The sequence below is a fragment of the Bacteroidota bacterium genome, assembly GCA_038746285.1.
GTDB lineage: Bacteria > Bacteroidota > Rhodothermia > Rhodothermales > JANQRZ01 > JANQRZ01.
In genome coordinates this window covers 1-2,043 of sequence record JBCDKT010000114.1, presented here as the reverse complement: position 1 = coordinate 2,043, position 2,043 = coordinate 1, and the positions used below count along the sequence as shown (strand labels likewise).

4 protein-coding genes are annotated in these 2,043 nt (G+C 70.8%); 3 read left to right on the top strand and 1 reads right to left on the bottom strand.

Translation table 11 applies throughout. The annotated features are described in order from the left end of the window. Both AAGI91_17690 and AAGI91_17685 read left to right on the top strand, forming a co-directional pair. On the top strand, positions 1-428 hold a 428-nt coding region (locus AAGI91_17690), incomplete at its 5' end, for a M23 family metallopeptidase (protein ID MEM1044446.1). Beyond that, complete coding sequence (locus AAGI91_17685) at positions 425-1,063, top strand: S26 family signal peptidase (protein ID MEM1044445.1); 639 nt, start codon at positions 425-427, stop codon at positions 1,061-1,063. The genes AAGI91_17690 and AAGI91_17685, both read left to right, overlap by 4 nt. 46 nt (positions 1,064-1,109) lie before the next feature. Here the strand turns inward: AAGI91_17685 and AAGI91_17680 are convergent, their stop codons facing one another. Then, the gene (locus AAGI91_17680) at positions 1,110-1,469 is read right to left on the bottom strand and encodes a hypothetical protein (protein MEM1044444.1); all 360 of its coding nucleotides are present in this window, start codon (positions 1,467-1,469) and stop codon (positions 1,110-1,112) included. 116 nt (positions 1,470-1,585) lie between these two features. Here AAGI91_17680 and AAGI91_17675 point away from each other — a divergent pair. Beyond that, a partial coding sequence (locus AAGI91_17675) for a hypothetical protein (protein MEM1044443.1) occupies positions 1,586-2,043 on the top strand: 458 nt, incomplete at its 3' end.

Sequence of the window (2,043 nt, the reverse complement as noted above, 5' to 3'; positions counted from 1 at the left end):
CCGTCATCGGCGACGTCCGCCACCACGACGGCGTCGACCTCGCGGCTCCTCTCGGGACGCCGGCCCTCGCGACCGCCTCGGGGGTCGTCGCGTGGTCCGGAGTGCGGGGCGGCTACGGCCTGACTGTGGACGTCCGTCACCCCCAGTCGGGCCTCGTCACGCGCTACGCCCACCTCGACGCGGTCGCCCCAGGCATCGCGCCGGGGGTCCCGGTGAGCCGAGGGGCCGTTCTCGGGTTTGTAGGCGAGACGGGGCTCGCGACGGGGCCGCACCTCCACTACGAGGTCCGGAGCCCCTCGGGGCCGCTGGACCCGGTCGCCCTAACCGAACGCTACGGCCGCTCCTACGCGGAGGCGAGGGACGTGCACGGCCGAGCATGGAACCGCTGGGCGACCGCGCAGCGAGGGGGGGCGCCTGGCGGGCGATGACACGGCGGACTCACGCGTCGCGAGCCGGGTCCCCGGAGACGGTCAAGAGGTCTGCCAGGACGGCCAGTAGGCTCCGCAGGATCGTCACGTGGAAACGCAGGGTCGGTGTCGTCTTCCTGCTTGTCCTGCTGCCGGTCACCCTCGTCGTCGCACACGACGCCCTCCGTCTCAACTGGACGGCGAGCATCCCGCGCGGGCTCTACACGACGGAGCCCTTCGACCCCGCCACAGCCCGTCCCGGTGCGGTCGTCATGTTCTGCGCCGACCCGGATGCCTCGGCGTCGGTCGAGCGCTTCTTCCTCTCGGGCGACGACTGCGTCCGACATCACCCCAGGCCCGATCAGCCGGCCCGCTACGCCGAGCTCGCCAAACCGCTCGCAGCGCTGCCTGGGGACACCGTCGTCGTCGCGCGCTCGGGCGTCCGCGTCAACGGCCGTCTCCTGCCCGCATCGGAGCCCCTCGCTGAGAGCCGGCTCGGGGAGCCGGTGACAGCCGCTCTAGGAAGGCACGTGCTGGGGGCCGGGGAGTACTGGGTGCACAGCTCCCGGGTCCCGTACTCGCTCGACTCGCGCTACTACGGACCCGTAGACGCCGTTCGCGGCGTGCTCCACCCCGTGCTCGTCTGGGACCCGTAGGCCCGAGACACCTCGGTGGAGCTCTGGGCGCCCTGGGGCGGTGCGTCTAGTCGGAGTCCGGGAACGCGCTGCGGGCGATGTCCCGGAAGGCTTTCCGGAACTCCTGAATCGCCTCCGATGGCTCCACGCCCTTGGCGACGGCCTCGTCGAGCTTGAGGAGGTGGCCGTACACGGCCCGCCACGCCCCGACATTGGACTCGTCCAGGGAAAAGATCCGGGACCGAACGTAGGCCGAGGTCGTAAGTCCGAGGGCGGCCGCTGCCCGTTTGATCTGCTCGCGCTCGCCGGCCGTGGTCTTCACGGTCACGGTGGACGTGCAGGGCTGCTTGATTGCGGGCTCGTCGAGCCAGTGGAGTTTGTCGCCCTCGCGTTCGCCCCCGGTCTCTGGAGCGTCTGTCTGAGGCATGTGTGGGAGTAGCGAGGTCGGGACGGCGGAGGGGGCTGGGGTGGCAATATATCCCCCTGGCGCCGCCGGCAGAGACCAGGTATACTCAAGGTATACGTTCGGTATCCCTCCCTGGTATGCAACCGCGCCACCGCGACGGTCGCAGGGGTTCCCTACGCCCCACCGACTTTGACCTCGTCGCCCTCCGGTCAACGACCGGAGGGCCGCTCGAGGCGCCCCCCTACCTCGACGTCGTCGTCGGGTACGGGGGCTCGCACCGCTACATCTCGCTCCACATCGACTGGGACGTTCGACCCGTCATCGACGATGGGGTCTCCGACGCGACGGGCTTCTACGCTCCGTTTGCCCTCTGGGCGCATCACGTCTCCGTTTGGCCCGTCCTCGTGAGCGCCCAGCGCGCAACCACCCGGCCAGGACCCGTCGCCGGGTCCGAAACGCGCGTGGTCCTCGACCGGCTCACGCGGTACCTCTACATGGGCTCGCCGGCGAGTGTCTCTCGGTTCCTGGCCGCTGCAAACCCGACCGGTCCACCGGAGGGGACCGCGGAGGACTCACCCGAGCCTCCGACGCCGGG

Bases quoted from the DNA above. Each gene is read 5' to 3' on its own strand.
- AAGI91_17685 (MEM1044445.1), top strand. From the start codon at position 425: ATGACACGGCGGACTCACGCGTCGCGAGCCGGGTCCCCGGAGACGGTC.
- AAGI91_17680 (MEM1044444.1), bottom strand. From the start codon at position 1,469: ATGCCTCAGACAGACGCTCCAGAGACCGGGGGCGAACGCGAGGGCGAC.